This window comes from Fervidobacterium sp. (genome assembly GCF_059913585.1).
Window position 1 is genome coordinate 200,909 of the sequence record NZ_DBOLZL010000023.1, and the last position, 19,537, is coordinate 220,445.

At 39.6% G+C, this 19,537-nt stretch carries 20 protein-coding genes, 1 tRNA gene and 1 pseudogene; 13 read left to right on the forward strand and 9 right to left on the reverse strand.

Annotated elements, in window-relative coordinates; genetic code table 11:
* The first annotated feature begins 28 nt into the window (after positions 1–28).
* The 11 genes from AC3M61_RS09505 (at position 29) to AC3M61_RS09555 (ending at position 9,938) form a co-directional block, all read left to right on the forward strand.
* The gene (locus AC3M61_RS09505; RefSeq protein ID WP_500780607.1) at positions 29–391 is read left to right on the forward strand and encodes a divergent PAP2 family protein; all 363 of its coding nucleotides are present in this window, start codon (positions 29–31) and stop codon (positions 389–391) included.
* A gap of 93 nt (positions 392–484) precedes the next feature.
* On the forward strand, positions 485–1,225 hold the full coding sequence (locus AC3M61_RS09510; protein ID WP_500780608.1) for a transglycosylase SLT domain-containing protein: 741 nt from the start codon (positions 485–487) through the stop codon (positions 1,223–1,225).
* A gap of 44 nt (positions 1,226–1,269) precedes the next feature.
* The gene (locus AC3M61_RS09515) at positions 1,270–2,064 is read left to right on the forward strand and encodes an ABC transporter ATP-binding protein (protein WP_500780609.1); all 795 of its coding nucleotides are present in this window, start codon (positions 1,270–1,272) and stop codon (positions 2,062–2,064) included.
* A gap of 181 nt (positions 2,065–2,245) precedes the next feature.
* Complete coding sequence (locus tag AC3M61_RS09520; RefSeq protein ID WP_500780610.1) at positions 2,246–3,493, forward strand: uracil-xanthine permease family protein; 1,248 nt, start codon at positions 2,246–2,248, stop codon at positions 3,491–3,493.
* Between the two features lie 40 nt (positions 3,494–3,533).
* Positions 3,534–4,736 (forward strand): 5-(carboxyamino)imidazole ribonucleotide synthase, encoded by a 1,203-nt coding sequence (locus AC3M61_RS09525; RefSeq protein WP_500780611.1) that lies wholly within the window; start codon positions 3,534–3,536, stop codon positions 4,734–4,736.
* Positions 4,737–4,760: 24 nt separating this feature from the next.
* The gene (purE, locus tag AC3M61_RS09530; RefSeq protein ID WP_500780612.1) at positions 4,761–5,294 is read left to right on the forward strand and encodes a 5-(carboxyamino)imidazole ribonucleotide mutase; all 534 of its coding nucleotides are present in this window, start codon (positions 4,761–4,763) and stop codon (positions 5,292–5,294) included.
* Between the two features lie 15 nt (positions 5,295–5,309).
* Complete coding sequence (locus AC3M61_RS09535) at positions 5,310–6,017, forward strand: phosphoribosylaminoimidazolesuccinocarboxamide synthase (RefSeq protein ID WP_500780613.1); 708 nt, start codon at positions 5,310–5,312, stop codon at positions 6,015–6,017.
* Positions 5,996–6,244, forward strand: a complete 249-nt coding sequence (gene purS, locus AC3M61_RS09540; RefSeq protein WP_500780614.1) for a phosphoribosylformylglycinamidine synthase subunit PurS — start codon at positions 5,996–5,998, stop codon at positions 6,242–6,244. The genes AC3M61_RS09535 and purS overlap by 22 nt, the downstream gene beginning before the upstream one ends.
* Positions 6,241–6,900 carry a phosphoribosylformylglycinamidine synthase subunit PurQ gene (gene purQ, locus AC3M61_RS09545; RefSeq protein ID WP_500780615.1) on the forward strand — a complete coding sequence of 220 codons (660 nt, stop codon included), beginning with the start codon at positions 6,241–6,243 and terminating at the stop codon, positions 6,898–6,900. Before purS ends, purQ begins: the two co-directional genes overlap by 4 nt.
* Entirely contained in the window at positions 6,897–8,696 is a 1,800-nt protein-coding gene (gene purL / locus AC3M61_RS09550) for a phosphoribosylformylglycinamidine synthase subunit PurL (RefSeq protein WP_500780616.1), read from the forward strand. The genes purQ and purL overlap by 4 nt, the downstream gene beginning before the upstream one ends.
* A 165-nt stretch (positions 8,697–8,861) precedes the next feature.
* Positions 8,862–9,938, forward strand: coding sequence for a hypothetical protein (locus AC3M61_RS09555; protein WP_500780617.1), 1,077 nt, complete (start codon positions 8,862–8,864; stop codon positions 9,936–9,938).
* A gap of 76 nt (positions 9,939–10,014) precedes the next feature.
* On the opposite strand, the gene AC3M61_RS09560 is transcribed toward AC3M61_RS09555, so the two are convergent.
* A tRNA-Pro gene (locus tag AC3M61_RS09560) sits at positions 10,015–10,091 on the reverse strand.
* A gap of 98 nt (positions 10,092–10,189) precedes the next feature.
* Positions 10,190–11,902 (reverse strand): HD-GYP domain-containing protein, encoded by a 1,713-nt coding sequence (locus tag AC3M61_RS09565; protein ID WP_500780618.1) that lies wholly within the window; start codon positions 11,900–11,902, stop codon positions 10,190–10,192.
* Positions 11,903–12,142: 240 nt separating this feature from the next.
* On the opposite strand from AC3M61_RS09565, the gene AC3M61_RS09570 reads away from it, so the two are divergent.
* On the forward strand, positions 12,143–12,424 hold the full coding sequence (locus tag AC3M61_RS09570) for a hypothetical protein (protein ID WP_500780619.1): 282 nt from the start codon (positions 12,143–12,145) through the stop codon (positions 12,422–12,424).
* Positions 12,408–13,502: an HD-GYP domain-containing protein gene (locus AC3M61_RS09575; protein ID WP_500780620.1), complete on the forward strand. Its 1,095-nt coding sequence runs from the start codon at positions 12,408–12,410 to the stop codon at positions 13,500–13,502. The genes AC3M61_RS09570 and AC3M61_RS09575 overlap by 17 nt, the downstream gene beginning before the upstream one ends.
* Positions 13,503–13,515: 13 nt before the next feature.
* On the opposite strand, the gene AC3M61_RS09580 is transcribed toward AC3M61_RS09575, so the two are convergent.
* From AC3M61_RS09580 to AC3M61_RS09610, 7 genes and pseudogenes are all read right to left on the reverse strand, one after another.
* Positions 13,516–14,454 (reverse strand): RluA family pseudouridine synthase, encoded by a 939-nt coding sequence (locus AC3M61_RS09580; protein WP_500780696.1) that lies wholly within the window; start codon positions 14,452–14,454, stop codon positions 13,516–13,518.
* 148 nt (positions 14,455–14,602) lie between these two features.
* A pseudogene (gene lspA, locus AC3M61_RS09585) lies at positions 14,603–15,025 on the reverse strand (signal peptidase II); the annotation flags it as partial.
* A gap of 21 nt (positions 15,026–15,046) precedes the next feature.
* On the reverse strand, positions 15,047–15,901 hold the full coding sequence (locus AC3M61_RS09590; protein ID WP_500780621.1) for a CheR family methyltransferase: 855 nt from the start codon (positions 15,899–15,901) through the stop codon (positions 15,047–15,049).
* A complete protein-coding gene (locus AC3M61_RS09595; RefSeq protein ID WP_500780622.1) occupies positions 15,840–16,637 on the reverse strand; it encodes a hypothetical protein in 798 nt (265 codons plus the stop codon). The genes AC3M61_RS09590 and AC3M61_RS09595 overlap by 62 nt, the downstream gene beginning before the upstream one ends.
* A 40-nt stretch (positions 16,638–16,677) precedes the next feature.
* Complete coding sequence (locus tag AC3M61_RS09600; RefSeq protein WP_500780623.1) at positions 16,678–17,436, reverse strand: YebC/PmpR family DNA-binding transcriptional regulator; 759 nt, start codon at positions 17,434–17,436, stop codon at positions 16,678–16,680.
* A gap of 63 nt (positions 17,437–17,499) precedes the next feature.
* The gene (clpP, locus tag AC3M61_RS09605; RefSeq protein ID WP_500780697.1) at positions 17,500–18,102 is read right to left on the reverse strand and encodes an ATP-dependent Clp endopeptidase proteolytic subunit ClpP; all 603 of its coding nucleotides are present in this window, start codon (positions 18,100–18,102) and stop codon (positions 17,500–17,502) included.
* A gap of 58 nt (positions 18,103–18,160) precedes the next feature.
* Positions 18,161–19,471, reverse strand: a complete 1,311-nt coding sequence (locus tag AC3M61_RS09610) for a trigger factor (protein ID WP_500780624.1) — start codon at positions 19,469–19,471, stop codon at positions 18,161–18,163.
* Between the last annotated feature and the right edge of the window lie 66 nt (positions 19,472–19,537).

The following is a 19,537-nucleotide window of genomic DNA, read 5'->3' on the forward strand; positions in this document are numbered from 1 at the left end:
AAACTTCCAAATGGAGGAAAGGATATAAATGAGTTGGCTTGTAGGTTTAACAAAAAATCCATCTTTCATGTCTGCGTTTTTTGGCTTTTTGGCAGCCCAATTTTTGAAAGTTGTTATATACAAAGATTTTCGTGTGTTCGGCAGATACGGTGGTATGCCTAGTGCCCACGTTGCCACAACCTCAGCATTAGCCTGGGCTGTTGGTTACATTACAGGTTTTGACTCACCACTCACAGCAATTGCTGCAATTTTCCTTGCCATTACAACAGCCGATGCTGTTGGTTTGCGAAGAAATGTCGATCCGAATAAAGGGCATACACTGATGGAAGCTATTTATGGTTTTTTATTGGGTTGGATAGTTGCTCTGCTTACAGTTAAGTTGTATCGCTAATGATGAACGATTGTAAACGATTTGGATGACTTGTGGTGAAATAACCCATGTCTTTTTTTCGTAAAAACATAATACCAGGGGGGGAAACTTACAATGCTTTTTAGATTGCCGTTTAAAATTGTTGGTTTTGTGGTTTTGTTGCTTGCTGTCTTGTTAACAAGCGTTGTTGGTTTTGGACAAGATGGTGAGCAAGCAAAAGCACCAGAGTGGTTTAGGAGGGCTGTAGTTAAAAAAAGAGCCGGTATGAATTTAAAGACCGCTCCAGAGTTTGTAGATGACCTATGGAATGCGATATACACTATAAGCACAAAATACAATGTTCCACCAACACTCATAGCTGCTGTGATTTCTGTTGAAAGCAATTTCGCCAATGTGAAAGGTGCTGGCGATGTAGTAGGGATGATGCAAATTTCCATCTCAACAGCCAAAGGTATATCGAAACTCCTTGGACTTGAACAGCCAAAAAACGGTTGGAATGAACTCCTAACAAATTATTGGTTGAATATAACTTACGGCACTGCATATATTGCTTATCTTTACAAAAAGCACGGAACTTTTCAAAAAGCCCTCGAAGAATACAACAACGGAAAGAATAAAACTAAATACGCTCAGCTGATACTACAACAATACGACTTCTACGAGAGCCTCCATTCCGCCGAAATGAGAAATAAACAGCAGTTGGATATAAATAATTCTGCAACATCTTCTGAAGCAACAGGTACTCTGAATACATCAGATTCAACAAATTCACAACAAACGTCAAATGCGTCAGATACATCAACTAACACATCAGAAATCAAAGTTCCACCACTTTTTGGAGTAGCAGGCAATTAGGACTTTTGTTCAAAAGAGGTTTCAGAATGTGATAAGAATGTGAGGTGTATGATTTGAAAGAAGAAAAAACGAAAATTGAAACGATACTAAAAATTGAACACCTATGTTTTTCTTACCCAAGTTTTAGTCTCCAAGACATAAGTTTTGAGGTTAAGAAAGGAGCTTTCTTTGGTATCATTGGACCAAATGGTTCTGGAAAGACTACGTTACTCTCACTCATTATGAAATTTCAAAAGCCTAAAAGTGGGAAAATCATAATCGATGGAAAAGATGTACTCAAGCTATCTCACAAGAAGCTTGCGCAATTGATAGCATATATCGCCCAAGACTTTAACCCTGCATATGACTTCACAGTCGAAGAATTGGTTGAAATGGGAGGAATACCCCGCTCACCACATTTCTTTGAAACACCTGTTTACGAAGAAGATTTAGAAAACGCTCTTAAAACCGTCGATTTGCTTGAATACAGAAAAAGGCTATTCTCCACTCTCAGTGGCGGACAACAGCGCAGAGTTTTGATTGCACGTGCTATCTATCAAAACACACCTATCATCATTGCTGATGAATTGGTTAATCACTTAGATTTGGGACAGGCAGTAAGAGTGTTAGATTATTTGAAACAGCTTACCGAAAGTGGAAAGACGATAGTTGGAACTTTTCATGATATAACGTTAGCTGCAAAGTACTGTGATGAAATCGCTGTAATGAAAGATGGAAAGATACTCGCTATTGGTAAACCGGTGGAAGTCTTAAATAAAGATATTCTAAGCAGTGTTTACGGAGTCTCATTGAAAGTAATTACACATCCTGAGAACGGTTATCCCGTAATTCTCATTTAGAGTAGACGACATCGGCTATAATCCATTGAATTACTATTGGTTTCGCAACATCTGATGCGTTTTGTTACATTTGTCTTTTTTTCTTAACGTTGACTTTTTGAAATTGGTTGTGGTAATATAAGGTTGTAAAGCTTCAAAAACCTTTAAACTCGCCCAGTGAGGCGAGAAAGGAGGAGAAAAGATGGAAAAGGACGTTATTTTTGGTAATTCTGAACCAGAGAGCACTGTTATTTCCAGTTCCCGTTTGGATCTACCTGCCTCGAAAAGGTTCCTCCTATCTCTCCAGCACTTTGTAGCGATGTTTGGTGCGACCGTTTTAGTACCTCTCCTGACAGGATTAGACCCTCTCGTTGCTCTGTTTAGTGCAGGACTCGGAACTTTGATTTTCCACTTTATCACAGGTGGTCTCGTCCCTGTCTTTTTGGGTTCCAGCTTTGCCTTTATAGCACCTGTTATACTTGTTAAAGAAAAATACGGAGACATACGTTATTCTCTCGGAGGTATCGTAATTGCTGGTGCAGTATACTTAGCCTTCTCGTTAATTGTGAAAGTTTTGGGGACAAACGTTATCAAAAAGCTCTTCCCACCTGTTGTGACCGGTCCTATGATAATGGTTATAGGTCTTGGTTTAAGCCCGGTTGCAGTAAATATGGCTTCCTCAAACTGGCCTATTGCACTCGTAGTGATTATCACTGTTATCGCATCCGCAACGATATTCAAAGGTTTCTTCTCTCTCATACCAGTTCTTACCGGTGTTTTTGTTGGGTATATTACTTCCATCCTCTCTGGGATAGTTGATTTCACACCTATAACAAATGCTGCCTGGTTCTCAACTCCAAACTTCACATTCCCAAAGTTCGATGTTGGGGCTATCAGCTTGATAGCACCTGTTGCGTTCGTTACCGTCATGGAACATATAGGTGATATAACAACCAACGGAGCTGTGGTCGGAAAGAATTTCTTTGAAAAGCCCGGTATCCACAGAACGCTTCTTGGGGATGGTATTGCAACAATGGTTGCGGGTTTACTTGGAGGACCTGCAAATACAACTTACAGTGAGAACACCGGTGTGCTCGCAATAACGAAAGTTTACGACCCATCAATCCTGCGTGGTGCTGCCCTTCTTGCAATGCTGGTTGCTTTCTTCTCAAAGTTTGGTGCCGTTCTCCAAACAATACCTACACCTGTAATCGGTGGGGTGAGTTTAATACTATTCGGTATGATAGCTTCGGTAGGTGTAAGAACGTTGGTAGAAGCAAAAGTAGACTTCTCAAAATCCAGAAACCTTATCATTGCCGCATTAATCCTCACACTCGGTATAGGAGGAGCAAGTATCAAAATTGGCGTAGTGGAACTCAAAGGTATGGCGCTTGCTGCACTCGTAGGTATCATCGCTAACCTTGTAATTCCAGAAAAGTTGGAAAAATAATGAAGAAAGAAAACCGCATAAAGCCGTGGGGGATTAAGAGATGATAAGCTCAACAAAGAAAGACATATATATCTTTCCTATCAAAGCCGTGGGGGTTATTGGAGGAGGACAGCTTGGAAAGATGTTAACACTGAAAGCTAAAGAAATGGGATTCAAGGTTATCGCCCTTGATAAGGACCCAAGCTGTCCTGTTTCTTCAATCTGTGATGAGTTAATAATCGGTTCATTGTATGATACAGAAAAACTATACGAACTTGCGAAAAAATCTGACGTGGTTACATATGAGATAGAGCACACAAACACGGAAGCTCTTAAACAACTCGAGAAAATCGGCACCAAAATTCTTCCCTCACCAGCACTCTTGGAACTATTAAATGACAAACTACAGCAAAAATCTCACCTAATAAAGCACGGCATACCAACATCAAAATTAATACGCGAAGTGACAAAGAGTGACTCAATTGAGTACAAGTCACGGACGAAAGAACTCCCGCCATTTCCGTTTGTTCAAAAGGCACGGAAAGGTGGTTACGATGGAAGGGGTGTTGCAGTAATAAAAAGCGAAAAAGACATAGATAAAATTTTGGAGACCGATTCATTTTTCGAAGAATTCGTGGAAATAGAAAAAGAAATTGCCGTTTTGGTTGCAAGGGATATTAACGGAAATATGGTTTCATATCCGGTTGTTGAAATGGTTTTCGATGAGAGGTCAAATATCCTTGATATGCTTATCTCTCCAGCAAGGATATCAGAAGAGATATCACAGAAAGCAATTAGTATAGCTTATGATGTTATCAACTCTTTCGTTTCTTCTAATTTGAAAGCCGTTGGGGTTTTTGCTGTTGAAATGTTCCTTACCAAGAGTGGTGATATACTTGTCAACGAAATAGCTCCTCGCGTTCACAATTCTGGTCATCATACAATTGAGTCGTGTCTCACAAGCCAGTTCGAACAGCACCTTCGTGCCGTAGCTGGTCTTCCGTTAGGTTCCACTAAACAGCACACCCCAGCTGTTATGATTAACCTCCTCGGTGAACCTGGGTATATAGGTAATCCTGCCATAATCGGTCTTGAAGAAGTTTTGAAAACTGAAGGAGCTCATCTACATTGGTATGGTAAATCAACAACTGCTCCATTCAGAAAAATGGGACACATTACAATAATAGATGAAAATTTGAATTCAGCAATTGAAAAGGCTAAAATAATTAAGGAGAGAGTTAAAATTATTTCTGAAAACGCCTGAATTTACCTTATGAGGTGAAAGATTATGGGAAATGCAAATCCTTTAGTTGGGATAATAATGGGTAGCGATTCAGACCTCACTGTTATGAAAGACGCTGCACAAGTTCTCGAAGAATTTGGTGTCCCATACGAAATCACAATAGTCTCCGCGCATAGAACTCCTGAAAGGATGTTTGAATATGCAAAGAAGGCTGAAGAAAGAGGAATAGAAGTAATAATAGCAGGTGCTGGCGGTGCGGCACATCTGCCTGGAATGACCGCATCGATAACAACTTTGCCCGTCATAGGTGTGCCGGTAAAAGGCTCAAATTTGGAAGGGCTTGACTCACTCCTTTCGATTGTTCAAATGCCCAAAGGTATACCCGTAGCCACGGTTGCAATTAACAACGCCAAAAATGCCGGTTTGCTCGCAGTTGCAATCCTTGGGATAAAGTATCCAGAGCTAAGAGAAAAACTAAAGACGTATAGAGAACGCATGAGGCAGGAAGTTTTAACAAAGGCTAACGAGTTAGAAAATATGGGATATTCTGATTATCTAAAATTCCATTTCCAGAGGTGACAGAGGTGAAAAAAGATGTCTGGAACGTTTTTATACGAGGGCAAAACAAAAATTGTTGAACTCGCCGAAGATGGTCAAAGTGTCATACTAACATTTAAAGATGATATCACCGCAGGAGACGGCGCAAAGCACGATGTACTGGCTTTAAAAGGGCAATATTGCTCAGAGATTACTGCAAGACTGATGCATTATCTAAATACAAAAGGCATCTACACGATGTTTCTCAACTACATACCCCCCAACAAAATCCGAGCCCGCAAGCTTAAAATGATACCACTTGAAGTTATCGTAAGGTTTAAAAAGGCTGGTTCGTTCGTGCGACGTTACGGTGGGAATGAAGGGGAAGATTTACCAACTCCTCTTGTTGAATTCACATACAAAAGTGATGTTATGCATGACCCTTTAATGTGCATCGAGCATCTTGAAGTGCTCGGCATTTTAAGCAGGCAGCACGCTACAACAATCATAGACGAAGCAAAAAAAGCCGCAATGCTCTTGAAAGAATTTTTCGCCTTGCACGGGTTCGAACTCTGGGATATAAAGTTTGAATACGGATTTGACGAATCAGCTAACATTTGTCTTGGCGATGAGATTTCGCCTGATACAATGCGTTTAAGGAAAGCTGGAGAAATATTCGATAAGGACATCTACAGACGAAATCTCGGGAATCCAATAGAAAAATACGAGGTGGTGTTGAACTTATGCAAAAGTATACTTTTGTAATCGATATCCAATACAAAAGCAATGTGCGAGACCCAAGGGGAGAGACGATAAAAAGGGTGCTCAATGAAGAGTATTCCATTCCAGTAAGTTCGCTGAGGTTAGGCAAATCCATACACCTTGAGGTGGAAGCTGAAAACGAAGAACAAGCAAGACAACTTGTTCAAAAGGCCTGCAGTGAACTTTTAGTAAACCCCGTCACCGAAACATATGAGGTGAGAAAGCTATGACTCTCCCAAAAGCCCAGGTAGTCGTGTACCCTGGGAGTAACTGTGACAGGGATGCTCTTTGGGCATGCAAATACGTAGGATTTGATGCAGAATTCATAGATATCCATTCCGATATAGATGCTGACTTGTTGGTTCTACCTGGTGGATTTTCGTATGGGGACTACCTTCGTGTTGGAGCAGTTGCTGCTCGAGAACCAATTGCTCAAAAGATAAAAGAATTTGTTAACCGTGGGGGGCTTGTTATTGGTATTTGCAACGGCTTTCAGATACTTGTCGAAATGGGACTCTTAGAGGGAGCTCTTCTTCAAAATTCTAATGGAAAGTTCATCTGCAAGATTGTGGATTTGGAAGTTGTCGACAATTCCACACCTTTCACCAGCTACTATTTAAAAGGCGAACGTATCAGATTGCCCATTGCTCATGGGTTTGGCAGATATGTAAAAATTAACGATGTCAATGTAACACTTAAATATGTGGAAGACGTTAACGGTAGCGATGAGTCAATAGCCGGAATAACTAACATGAATAAGAACGTTTTTGGTTTGATGCCACATCCTGAACGTGCAATGGAGAAGATACTTGGCTCGGATGATGGATTAAGAGTATTTTTATCTGCGTTCAACTATATCAAGAATAACGGTGGTGTTAGGGGATGAAGTATTTAAACATTCTTGAGGAGAGGTTGGGCAGAAAAGCCACAAGAGAGGAAATAGAAGCGTTCACAGTGATGTGGAGCGAGCATTGCGGTTATTCTCATACAAAAGGTTACATAAGGCAGTTGCCAAAAGTGGGGACTGGTGGTAACGCAGGAGTTGTTCCACTTGATGATTATCATTTCTTAGCGTTCAAAGTTGAGAGTCACAATCATCCAAGTGCTATTGAACCTTTTAATGGAGCAGCAACAGGTGTGGGCGGAATCATACGAGATGTGCTCGCTATGGGCGCCAGACCTACAGCAATACTTGATTCACTGCACATGGATAGAGTAATCGATGGGATTATCGAAGGAATTTCCGACTACGGTAATTCCATAGGGGTGCCTACCGTAGGTGGAGAGTTAAGGATTTCTGATTTTTACAAACACAACCCCCTTGTTAACGTGATGGCAGTTGGTGTTGGTAAAAATGAACATCTCATACCTTCAAAAGCTACAAAACCTGGTCAAGTTATCGTTATCTTTGGTGGTGCAACTGGAAGAGACGGTATTCACGGAGCTTCGTTTGCTTCCGAAGATTTAACAGGCGAAAAAGCTACGAAACTTTCCATCCAAGTGGGAGACCCATTTGCTGAAAAGTTGCTTATCGAGGCTTTCCTTGAGATGGTAGAAAGAGGGTTGGTTGAAGGTGCTCAAGACCTTGGCGCAGGTGGAGTTCTCTCCGCTACAAGCGAGCTTGTTGCCCGTAGTGGATTAGGTGCCATTGTGCACCTTGAAAGGGTCCCACTCCGTGAGTCAGATATGATACCAATAGAGATTTTGATAAGCGAAAGTCAGGAACGAATGGCTGTCGTTACATCACCGGAAAAAGCTGAAGAAGTTCTCAAAATAGCGAAAAGACACTTGCTCTTTGGAGCGGTCGTTGCTGAAGTTACAGATAGTGGTAGGTACGTGGCAAAATACCACGACCAAATTATCATGGATGTGCCAGCTAAACTACTCGAAGATTCTCCCGAAGAACCCATCCACGATTACACACCATCACCGTTCAAAAAGTTCCGATGGATTAGGTTCAAAGACGTGGATGCACACAATGTGTTTGAAAGATACGACTACATGGTGGGAACAGACACAATATTACCACCTGGTTTCGGTCCAGCAGTGATGAGGGTAAAGGGTTCCATTGGATATTCATTGGTAATACACAGTCGTGCTGATATAGGAGCTCAGGACCCATACTGGGGAGCTTACATAACCGTTTTGGAAGCTATTAGAAAGACCCTTTCTGTTGGTGCAAAACCGGTCGCCATAACCGATGGTATAAACTACGCGGATCCCGACATCGAACCTCTCGGACTCGCAGGTCAAATGAAAGGTTTAAAAGATGCGTGCGAACAATTTAACGTGCCTGTCGCTTCAGGTAACGCCTCTCTTTACAATACCTACAAAAGGAAAGGAATCCCACCAACACTTGTCGTTGGCATGGTTGGAAGAGTAGAGAACTTAAATATCCCCAAACCAGCTAAAGGACCTGTTTACGCCATTGGATACCCTGATTTTTCAATTGAAAGAGAAAGGAAGTTACAAGAAGAGATAGTAAGATTGGTAAGAAACGGTCATTTTGTTCTTTCAGTGCACGACTATTCCAGAATTTCGACATTTAAAACCGCTTTGTCAAAACTTGAACTGAATTTGAGAATTCAAATCCCAAGAACGGAACCTGTGCACCAAATGATTATTGTGTTTGGCGAACCAAAAACAAATTTACCTGCTCGAAAGATAGGATTTTGCTACTAATAATTTTTCATAAATCATTTCAAGTTTCCGGCGCGAAAGCGCCATTTTTTATTTTTTTATTTATGTCAGACCCAAATTCATTGGAACTTTTTTTAAAAATTCGTTGTATAATAGTCTTAAGTTGTGCATTCCAATTTTTTCAATCTTTGAAAAGGGGGGATTTTGATGAGAAAGTTAGTTACTATTTTTGCGGTTTTCGCACTAATAGCATTCCTACAAGTTTCGATATTTGCAGAAACCGGTTCTGGACACCAACACGAAGAAGGCGAAGAGTGTGCTTGCGAAATTGCTGAAGCAAAGGATATAACCGTATCTGTAGAAGAATTGCAACCCACTGATGAGGAACTCAGAGAACGGCTTTCAAATCTTGAAGAAATAACAAACATGCTGTACGAATTGATTGGTAGTAAACTTAGCAGTGAAGATTTCGAGGTCTTTTCTTACGAATTGGAAAACAGGCTGGCTAATATTGAACAGGAACTTCTGAATTTAAAGGCAACCGTAGAAACAGGGCTTCCAGCTGTGCGTGATATGATTTACGAACTCTCTTCAAACTTGGCTTCATTGGAGAACAGACTAACAGAATACATCAATCTGGCTGTAGCTCAAGCGAGTGAAGAAGTAAAATCAAGCGTCTTCGAAGAAATCAACCAAAAAATCGCAGACATTGAAGTAACTTTGGATATCCACGACTCAGATATCTTAAAACTTTACGATATAACTTCTACGTTAACAAACGAGATAGAAAAAATAGAGGCGTCCATACCCGACGTTTCTCCACTCCAAGAATCCATAGAAGCAATCTCTTTGAGAGTAGACATGCACGACCAGGACATTGTAAATATCTTCGATACTCTCTCAACAAAAGCCAACCTATCTGATATCGAGGAACTTTCTTCAAGGATCCAAAATCTCGAAGAAGTTGTTAACGTTTATCAAAATTCAGACATATCCGATAGGATATCACTTCTTGAAGAGTATGCAAACATGATATACGATACTCTCAACACCAAGGCATCACTCGAAGATATTGAGCAAATGATAGTTCCTGTCAAAGAAGAAATGAACAATATTTCATCAGCTTTACAATCCATTACAACTAAAGTCAACTCACATGATATAGATATCATCAAACTGTACAATTCTATCGTTCAACTCACAGAAGAACTGCAAAGACTGGCTGGTAGGTTGTCACTAATAGAAACTATGGTTCGGGAATTGTATCAGAAATCAGAGAAATAAATTAACAATCAAAGAATCAACAAAAGCCCGGGATTTCCCGGGCTTTTTAGTTTAAATTAAAGGTATTTATGACAACTGGTCTGGGCGGTGGGACTTGAACCCACGACCACCAGATCCCGATTCTGGCGTTCTAGCCATCTGAACTACGCCCAGATTATAAAATCACCAAGAATTCCCAAACCCAAACTTTATTTTATCACATATAGTAGGATTTATCAAGTTTGTTTTCACGATTACGCCTCAAAATATATCTACCTTCTGTTGTTAATCTCCTCCCAGACGTGCTTTATCTCTTCGCTGTTTTCTTTAAGTATTTCCAACAATTTCGGGTCAAAATGTTCAGGTTTTGTTCTACCATCGCCCTCAAGAATAATCTTTAAAGCTTCCTCGTGGGATAAAGCTCTTTTATACGGTCTTTCAGACCTTAACGCATCATACACATCAACAAGTGCCACAATCCTTGCTTCTATTGGTATCTCTTCTCCCTTCAGTCCTTTCAAGTAACCGCTACCATCGTATTTTTCATGGTGATAAAGCGCTATATTCCTGGCTATTTCAAAGTACTCGGATTCACCAAGGAGTTTACCACCATACTCAACATGTTTTTTCATAATCTCAAATTCTTCATCGGTCAATTTACCACGTTTGTTGAGTATATCATTTGGAATAAGTATCTTTCCAATGTCATGGAGCGGCGCAAAAGCCCGTATCTTATCTACTTTTTCTGGCTCAAGACCTAACTTTTCCGCAAACCACGCCGACAATTCACCAACCCGCTCAATATGGTTACCTGTCGTCTCATCGTAGCTTTCTGCAATGACCGAAAGTTGGCGCGCAAACGACAAATAAGCCTCCTCTATTTCTCTTTCGAGCTCTAACAATTTGCTGAAGGAATTTTCCAACGCTTCGTTCATCGCAAGCATTTCTTCAAATGAGGCAGATATTTCCTGGGCGAGCTTGTTATATTCATTTGCAATTTCTTCTATCTCTTGGATATCAGTTTTTACTGGATGGGGGTTATAGGTTTTATTTATGAGGAACTCTTTCATGGAGGATATCAATGGTCCAAACGGGGAAGTAACTGCTTCAGATATCTTTCTGCTGCCCTCTGCAACAAAGAGTATGGCAACAAAATTGACAACAAATATGAATATGAGCGCCACCAAAATAGGTGTCAGATAACGATTAATTGCGTATTCAACATAAAAGTATACAGGGGTAAATATACTATTTTTTCCACTATCTAAAGTGAGTCTCCCGAATACGTAAACCCTGCGTAGACTCATTTTTTCCAAATGGTTACTCTCTAACGGCAACTTTTTAATGAGAGTCTTTAGTTGTGTAATATACTCTTGTATTTTATTGTCTGGTATCGGTTTCAAGTCTTTGTCGACACCATATATGGCTTCACCTTTCGAATCAAGCACGATGAACTTAGTAGCTCCAAGGCTTGCTAACATTTTTGCCATTTTGTCTAAAACCCCTTGAGCGTAGAGTTTTGAAACTCTTGCCTTTAATACATCACCGTTGATAATCAGATAAATACTCTTTATTATTCCATACGACTTTAATTCGTTATATATGTAGTAATTGTAGTTGGATTTTTTAACGTCCTCCAAGGTTAAAAACCTCGGAATATTGTCTACCTTTGAAAATCTCAATACTCCTAATTCCCCATTGTAAATATCGTTTTCTAGTGCTCGTGAAAGAAGCGAATAAGGCAAACCTTTTAAACCATCTAAATACATTTCAAGAATCTGAGATATAATCTCATCGTCTTTCTTAAGTTCCGACAATGTTTCTTCAACTCTGTTCTCATAAATATTTCGCTGGATATTGCGGATATTCAATACAGAGACGTATATTATGTAAATCCCCGACGCCATTACAACTATCGCTAACAATATCATTGTTACAATAAAAAGTTTTGTTACTTTTTTGCTTATGAGCTCACTTAATTTCAATTGCCTTCCTCCCCGTGTTTTAAATGTTTTTAAGTGTTCGTTTATAATTATAGCACTTTTCCTATCCTCGGAAATGTTATAAATGAATGTTTGATGATTTCTGTTCGAATATTTCTGTTCAAACATTTTTTATGATATAATATGTTTGTAAAGCTAACATTTATTTCTTGTGAAATCTTTTGAAAAACGACAAGACTTTTTTGTTAGCTGTTGCCAACTATCACTTTTGGGGGTCTGGGTATGGAAAAAGCAAAAGTTATGATTGTTGACGATTCCAAAACAGTTCATTCAGAACTCTCATCGATTTTGAGCGAAATTAGTTGGAACGAGAAAAATTTGGATATTGAACACACTTACGGATACGAGGAGTTCAAGAAAATCTTTGTCCCCGAAAAATATGCGCTTGTGATAACTGATTTAGTTATGGAAAGCGACGATGCGGGAATTAAAGTTATAAACCACATCAGGCACACGTGTAATGACAAAAAAAACAAGGATAATCCTGATGACCGCGAATCCTGAGAAAGTTCCCACTGATTTGCTTACAAGAGACTATGATATAAATGCCTATATAGAGAAGAAAAATCTTTCACCGTTCTCAATAAAACTCACAGTTTTATCAATGCTCAAAACCTACCAAGATATAACGTCACTTGAGCGAGCAATCATCACCTTAGAAAATGTTGCAGCGAACGCTTCAGAGATGAGCCTTGCAGAATTGCTTATAAATACCTTTTTTCAAGTGCGCACGTTTCTGTCCTTAAAAAGGCCGGATATCAAACTCAACGGCGAAATTTTTGTGAACAACGAAAGAATTTTTCCGCCAAAGTTCATGAACAGCGAACGTTTGGAATACAGGTATGATTTTCACACAAAGGTTAAGGAGAACACTATTCTTTTTGTGCTCTATTCATCAAAAGAACTGAACGCACTTGAAACATCATACGTAAGAAGCCTTTTGAAAAACCTTCAAAGGTCCCTTGTTTCAACAAAATATCCAGACGTTGAGGAAGAATTTGTTATTATGCTTTCTAAAGTTGTTGAGGCAAAATCGGAAGAGACCGGGGACCACGTGAATCGGGTTGCCGAACTTTCTTATTATTTGGCAGAATACCTCGGTTTTAGTTCCAACGATGCAAAGCTAATCAAGAAAGCCTCTGCTCTGCACGATATTGGAAAAGTTGGAGTGCCTGATTACATATTGAATAAACCTGGAAAACTCGATGAAAAGGAATTCTCAATTATAAAAGAACATAGCCTAATCGGTTTCGAAATTCTTAGAGATTCTACGTTAAACATCTTTGAGATAGGTGCGGTTGTTGCCTTGGAACATCACGAAAGGTGGGACGGAAATGGTTACCCATATGGGCTTCAAGGTGAAGAGATAGCGATAGAAGCAAGAATAGTTCAAGTTGCCGATGTTTTTGAAGCTTTAACACACGATAGGTGCTATCGTCCCGCTTGGCCCACTGAAAAGGCTGTAGAATACATGAACGATATGAAAGGACGGCAATTTGACCCAATGGTGATTGATGCGTTCAACAAACACTTGAAAGACATGATTGCTATAGCGAAATCCCACTACATCGAAGAAGTTTGAAGATTTTCAAATCTTACGGTTTTGTCTCTAAGAGCTTCTGGATGTTTTTTATTGCTCTTGCAAAATCTTCCGGCAGTCTTGCTATGAATTTTACACGTTTACCAGTTCTTGGATGGAAAAATGAAAGGCTAAGTGCATGGAGCATCTGTCTGTGGATGTCGAATTTTTCATCTTCTTTTGCTTTACCGTAAACCTCATCACCCATCAGTGGGTGACCTATGTATTTCATGTGAACCCTAATCTGGTGTGTCCTTCCTGTTTTGGGCCAAGCAAAAACTAGGGAAGCTAAATTCCCAAACTTTCTTATGACTTTGTAGTGTGTGAGTGCTGGTTTGCCATATGCACTCTGAGTCACAGTCATTTTAACCCTGAGCACAGGATTTCTGGCAATACTTACATCGATATCTCCTTCGTTTTTTTCAGGAACACCCTTGACTAAGCACACATATAGTTTTTCCGTGACCCTATCTTTGAACTGTTTGGTAAGTGATTGGTGTGCTAAGTCATTTTTCGCAATTACCATCACACCACTTGTATCTTTATCAAGCCTATGGACAATGCCAGGTCTTAGCACTCCACCAACACCTTGTAAATCTTTACAATGATACAAGACCGCATTGACGATGGTTCCAGAAGTGTGGGATGGAATGGGATGAGTTATTATACCAGGTTGCTTGTTGATTACCAATATATCACGGTCTTCGTATATTATGTCCAGTGGTATATTCTCAGGCAGGATTTCCGGAATCTGGGGCTTCTGAGGAACCATCAAGGTAATTATATCCCCAGACTTCACCTTGTAACTCGGCTTCTTCAAAGCTCCATTCACCAGAACCTCGCCATTCTTTATCGCTTTCTGGATGAATGTTCTTGAAATCCAATCTGGAGTCTTCTCCATGACAAATTTGTCCAGACGCCAGCCATCTTCCCTGTTCGTTACTTGTATATCCATTTTTTCCAGTTGAGGAGTTGTTGGTTCCAATTCCTCCATCTCTTCTATCTCTTCCATATTCTCGAAACCTTTCATAAATTCTCTCATATATCCCTTTCTTTTCCCTCCGGTTGGCTATATCTTTAGCATTTCCCATTTGTTTCTTGGCTTTCGACTCGGCGCTAAGCATTTGAATCATAATTCCTACACTACCGATGAATATAAAGATGTCCGCCACGTTTATTATCGTTGGCCAGTAGTTGAACGTAAAGAAGTCAACAACATAACCGTATCTTATACGGTCAACCAAGTTTCCTAAGGCACCACCCACGATGAAACCGATAAACATTTCCGTCAACTTGCTAACTTTGAACAGCAAAGGTATCAGGGAAGTGATAACGATAATCAACAAGGTAAGGTAAATAACCGCTTCCTTGACTCCTGGAAATAGTCCAAAAGCAATTCCTCTGTTGGTTGCATACATAAAATGAAAAAATCCAAATAGTGTTTTTATCTCTCCAAAACGAAGGTACAACGTTGCTAAATGTTTGGTAATCTGGTCCAACGTGAGTGAAAGAACTATCCAGAACATCTTATCAGTCCTTATCAGTTTTTACTTGACCTTCTTGTAGATAAACGGCGAAGCAACTTCTAGTCCTAGGTTTCTGTAATTGAATATTCTTTCCGTGTTTCCTACAAAGAGTAATCCACCAACGCGAAGACTTTCAGCGAACTTTTTGTAAAGTTGTTCTTTTGCCTCCATCTCAAAGTATATAACAACATTTCGGCACATTATTAAGTCAAAATCCTTTTCAAACGGGTCTTGCAGTAGGTTGTGCCTTTTAAATTGCACACGGGCTTTAACATTTGGCTTTACTATGTATTTTCCATCTCGAACTATGAAGTATTTTTGGATGTATTCTGGAGGTGTGCTAACCATTGAGCGTTCTTCATACTCACCTATCTGTGCTCTTGTGAGTACTCCAATATCGATATCGGTAGCTAAGATTTTAGCTGTTGGAGGTGCTTTGAGCTCTTCAAGTAGTATCGCTAATGAGTATGGTTCTTCTCCCGAAGAACACCCAGCGCTCCAAGCTTTAAACCTTGTTCCACTTTCTTGAAGTAGTTGTGGGAGAAATACCTTTTTCAGCTCTTCCCATTTTTCTGGGTTTCTGAAGAACTCTGTGACATTTATAGTGAGCTTATCCAAGAACTCATCACGTTTTTTGTTGTCTTTTGAAATGAGGTCAAAGTATTCTTTATAGCTCTTGCAATTGTATTTTCTTATAAGCATCTCGATGCGCCTTTTCATCCTTTCCGGTTTGTATCCGGAAAGGTCTAATCCCATAGTCTCTTTTATTTTTTCAACAAACCATTCGAATTGGTCCCAAGGAAGTTCTTGAATTTCACCAGATTGGAAATTCGAAATCCAAGCGAACTTCTTTTCCTTGAAGTCGTCCAACGACATATAAATCACCCACTTTCAAGGTAATTTTGCCTGCAACAGTCTTCTGACCATCTATCTCATCGTTTATCAAATTGATTTCTAAATTATCATCCTTGAGGGTGAAACCAATCTTTGATGAAAGGCTACCATTTTCATAAAAAACGAGTGTGTATATAATGAACGAGTTCTCACTCAGTAAAAATCCAAGTCCTGTCTTTTCACCAATAAACAAGTATGTCTTGTTACCAGCTCCTACAGTAATTCCGTTTGATGAATTTTCAAAAAAGATATCCACACCATATATTTTAAACGTTAGGTTGACATGAGATAAATCACTGAGGATTGAAAAATAGTCGTTCTTGTGTACGTATCCATCCGAAAAATAACCAGTGTTAACCCAGGTTACATACCAACTCTTTTTAGCTGGATTGGCAAATGTTGTAAATGGAATCTCAGTGTTCAGGTCAGAGTAGGTTGCTTTGTACGGTTCATTTATAAACTCAAAATACTCAAATACATTGGCGAAATTAGGAGTGATTTTTAGAAAACCTCCTTTTTCACTGAGTTCAATATCAAATTTGAACTTGGTTTTGAATTTCCAAAATGAAAAATCGTATCGAGCCGATAGTTTGTATGAAATATCAAATGGAGAGACGCCAAAAAAGAGCGTCTCTCCTATTAAAATTGTATTGATGGTGAGAATAAAAACAATTACAAATAGTAGATTTAACCTAACCATAGGAGCTTTTTTCTTCAAAGTTTTCAGCTCCATTATAAATACTGAGCTTCTCAACTACTTAACCTTCCAACTTCGCCATTATGGCTTCAAGTTCTGCATCGTCGATGTCGAAGTTGCCGAATACTTCTTGAACATCATCGTTATCTTCAAGTGCATCGACAAGTTTCAAAACTTTTTCTGCATCAGAACCACTGACTTTGACATAGTTCTTTGGTTTGTAGGTGATTTTCGCAGTTCCTTCAAAACCATTCTTTGCTAGATTTTCTCTCAACGTTGTCAAGCTTTCAGGAGCGGTGTAAACAAGGACTGGGTCGCCCTCTTCGATGTCTTCCGCACCAGCATCGATTGCCAAAAGTGTAAATTCGTCCATGTCAGCTATTTTTTCTCTTGGGATTTCTACAACACCTTTTCTTTCAAATATCCAAGCAACGGAACCGCTTTCTGCAAGTGAACCACCATTTTTGCTGAGTATATGTCTCAATTCTTGAGCGGTTCTATTTTTGTTATCAGTCAAAGCTAATATGTAAAGTGCAACCCCACCTGGTGCATATGCTTCATAGATAACTTCTTCGTACTTTTCGCCTTCTAACTCTCCAGTACCTTTCTTTATGGACCTTTCAATCGTGTCTTTTGGCATATTCGCTTCTTTTGCCTTTTCAAGAACTGCTCTTAGTCTTGGGTTTGTTTCCGGATTTCCGCCACCTTCTCTCGCAGCAACGATGATTTCCCTAATAATCTTCGTAAATATCTTAGACCTCTTCGCATCCTGGGCGGCCTTCCTGTGCTTAATGTTTGCCCACTTATTGTGACCTGACATACTCTCTTCCTCCCCACTTAAATTTCTCGTTTTTTTAAATTCCAAACAATTGACTTTCGTTCATTATCTTTCTCCAGGCATAATCACCCTATCTATTATACCATATTCTTGTGCTTCTTGTGCACTCATGAAGAAATCTCTGTCGGTATCTCTTTCTATCTTTTCTATAGGTTGGCCCGTGTGTTTACTGAGAATTTCATTTATGAGATGTTTAATTCTTAGGAGTTCTTTTGTAAGTATCTCCACATCCTTGGCAGTTCCCTCGGCACCGCCGAGTGGCTGGTGAATCATTATACGGCTATTTGGAAGTGCAAATCTCTTTCCTTTTGTACCAGCCGCCAAAAGCACCGCCGCCATCGATGCTGCTTGACCGATACAGATAGTTGCAACATCGCATTTTACGTATTGCATCGTATCGTATATCGCAAGCCCAGCTGTTACTAAACCTCCAGGTGAGTTGATGTAAAGTTGTATATCCTTGTCTGGATTCTCTGCTTCCAAGAACAACAACTGCGCTACTACCAAATTCGCCACATGGTCATCAATAGCACTACCGAGGAATATGATTCTATCTTTTAATAATCTCGAATAGATGTCGTAAGCACGTTCATATCTACCAGTTGTTTCGATAACTATAGGAACATATTGGTCGAGTATTTTCTTCATTTCTTTATCTATTTCCATAGTTTCTCATCTCCCCAAATATCTTAGAGGTTTTACTTAATTATTCAGATTTTTTCTCCTCTTCAACCTCTTGCTTATTTTCTTGCTCCTTAAATGATACTTCCTCTATCTGCGCTTTTTCTGCAAGAATTTTTGCAACCTTTGACTCTACTATTTCCATGACTACTTCGTTCCTTACATCTTGCCTGCTTTTAATTATCGCTTCCGCCCTGTCAGGACTTACTCCCCATTCAACCGAAACTCTTTCTGCATACGCCTTTATGTCTTCCGCATCGACTTTGATGTTATTCTCTTCCGCAATTTTCTTTACAACTAAATCTTTCTTTATCATATTCAAATAGTAGTTTCTAAGCTCTTCGATAAGTTTCTCTTCGCTTCCGTAGTTTTGAACGTAAGACTCGTATTTCCCGCCTTCTTTTAGATTATCTATGATGTTCTCAACAGCTCTTTCTATTGTCTTTTCGCTGATTTCTATCTCAGCAATCTCCGGAATTTGATCCATTATTTGTGCACGGTAGGATTCCGCTAATTCTCTATCGTATATCTCCTTGCCTTCTGTTCTGAACTTTTCTTTGAGCTGTTCAGTTGTTTCTACGTTCTCGATTGACAAAGATTTTACAAACTCATCTGTAAACTCTGGAAGAATTCTGTTGTAAACTTCCTCTACCTCAAGGATGTATTTATAGACAATTTTGTCATCGCCTTTTTCAAAGGTTTTTTCAAATTCCACAACATCGCCTTTTTTCCTACCAAAAAGTTGTTTTACAACTTCTCTTTCATCGTCCTTCAAAAGGACGTATTCTCTCTCTTCCGCATCTCTGAGTTTCTTTTCTCCGAGCATAACCGTTTCTTTTACTTTGACCAGGTCGCCTTCCTCAGCCTGCTCATCTTTTGGCTCAAGTACAGCATTTTCCTCTATGACATAGTTCACCCTCATGTCCACGTAACCATCGAGGACTTCTTCTTCTTTTGCCTTTCTCAATTTGAGTTTCGCGGGCTCAAACTTAACTTCTGGTTCTGTATGGAGTTCAACGACAACTTTTCCAGTTTCAGCAGAGAACTCGGCATCTGCAATTACTGGTGGGAGAAGCAGTTGAAGTTCTTCTTTATCAAGTTCATTCTCCACTTCTTTAATTGCCTCGTCTGCAACGTAGATTTCATAGAATGCCTCTTTCAATCTTAGCTTGTAAACTTCCTTTGGAACTCTTCCGGGTCTGAACCCTTCTATGTGGTACCTTTTTCTATTCAGTTCAGCAACAGCTTTGTCTTCCAATCTTGCTATGTCATTTTTGTCGAAAAGGTATTCACGTACTATCATGTTCTTATCTTTTGAAACTTCTTTGACTTCCATCTTTGCACCTCCTAGTTTATTTGAAGCCTTTATCACTTTAAAAAGGGGCATTACGCCCCCTCTTTT